The 1,681-nt window shown below is 64.8% G+C and carries 1 pseudogene; it reads right to left on the reverse strand.

The features are described 5' to 3' along the window. Window positions 1–20: 20 nt before the first annotated feature. Window positions 21–1,649, reverse strand: a pseudogene (locus tag NA4_RS38130) (IS1634 family transposase). Window positions 1,650–1,681 lie beyond the last annotated feature (32 nt).

Below are 1,681 nucleotides of genomic sequence, written 5' to 3' on the forward strand. Positions count from 1 at the left end.
CCTGAGTTGGGACAGTTGGTTTAGTACCCCGGTCCGCGCCTGAGCCGGTCGAGGATTTCGGCTTGTGTGGCAGGGATTTCGGGTGGGAATGATTCGGTGGCGCCGTTGATGGTGATGGTCGCGGTCCGTAGTGGCCGGAGTTGTTTGACGACGTTGCCGATCGCCAGGCCGGTGGCTTCTTGGACGGCGCGTGCGACTGCGAGAGCGGTGAAGACGATGGTCAGGTGGGCTTCGATCGCGTCGCGGGTGCGGTGGAACATCGGCCGTGCCCGCAGATCGGTTTTCGACATCCGGAAAGATTGCTCCACCTGCCAGAGATCATGGTATTTGCTGATCACCTCGGCGGCTGGCATCGTCGTGACCGGCAGATTGGTGACATAACCCTTCAACCCGACCAGCGCCCGCGCTCGCTGCAGCGCCTTCTCGTCGAGACTGCGATCTTTTCCTGCGATCTTGACGAAGCGGGTGGACTTGACCTGCTTGTTGTCGGCGATCACGGCGCGGGCTTTGGCTTCTTGGGCATTGAGGGTGATCTGATCGCGGCGAGCCCGCGACGCCGAGTACTGCCAGACCGCCCGCCACGCTTTGGGTTGCGTCTGCGGATCCCACACCGGCTCAGCGCGTTTGCGCCGGTCGTTTGACCTGGGATTTGGCGTGGCGTGGGGTGACCGTGTCGATGATCTGCCCGTCGGTGAACACCTCGCCGTTCCAGTGGAAGTGCGACGCCAGATCGGCCGGTGCTTTCACTGTGCGGGAACCGACGATGAACGACAGTCCCGCCGCGTCGAGCTCGGTCAGGTTCGACGCCGACAGCATCCCGGCGTCCGCGGCGACGACCATGCGGGTGGCGGCGAGGCCGTGCCGTTTCTGGAACTGGGCGATGATCGGCACGAGCGTGGTGGTCTCGGCGGTGTTGCCTTCGAAACAGCCGATCTCCAAAGGGAACCCTGTGCGGTCGACCAGCATCCCGACCAGGATCTGTGGGTCCACCCGCCGTTCCTTCGAATACCCGACCTTGCGCAGGCCGTCTTCTTTCTCCACCTCGAAATACAGTGTCGTCACGTCGTAGAGCACCAGGCTCAAACCACCGGTCGCGGCGGCGTGGGCGAAGCACTTGCCCGCAATCAGGTCCCGGAACTTGCCGGGCCGATCCGGGCGAGGTGACGCTGAATCGTCTTGTACGACACTGGATCCACGCCCAGGTCGGCCAAAACGCGGACCGCGTCGGCCTTCGACGTCGGCTCCACGATCCGGGCGATCACCAGATCCCGGAACACCGGATCAGCTACGACACCGAACCCGAGCTTGTCGTAGACACCCGCCAGGACTTCGTAGAGCAACCGCGAGCTGGTGCCCACAGTCCGCGCCGCAGAAGCGAACATCGCCGGCACTGGTTCGGGCGGCAGCAACGCCGGGGCACGGAAGTCGGCCACGTCGGCAATCCGCTCGACCGGATCCGGGACATCGAGGTCGAGCACACCCTGATCCCCGCCCACGATCCGCCGCGCCCGCTCCAACAGAATTCCCAGCTCAGCATCGGTGCGAGCGGACCCGACATGCTCAACGATCCGCACCCGGCCGCGGTCTTTGCACGCGACCTGCACCGCCACCGCTCCAGACGCGGTACGCACCTTCCGCACGTACGCCACGCGCCGAACCTTACCCGGTTAGTACCAAGGCC

It is taken from the genome of Nocardia amamiensis NBRC 102102, assembly GCF_001612745.1.
Lineage (GTDB): Bacteria > Actinomycetota > Actinomycetes > Mycobacteriales > Mycobacteriaceae > Nocardia > Nocardia amamiensis.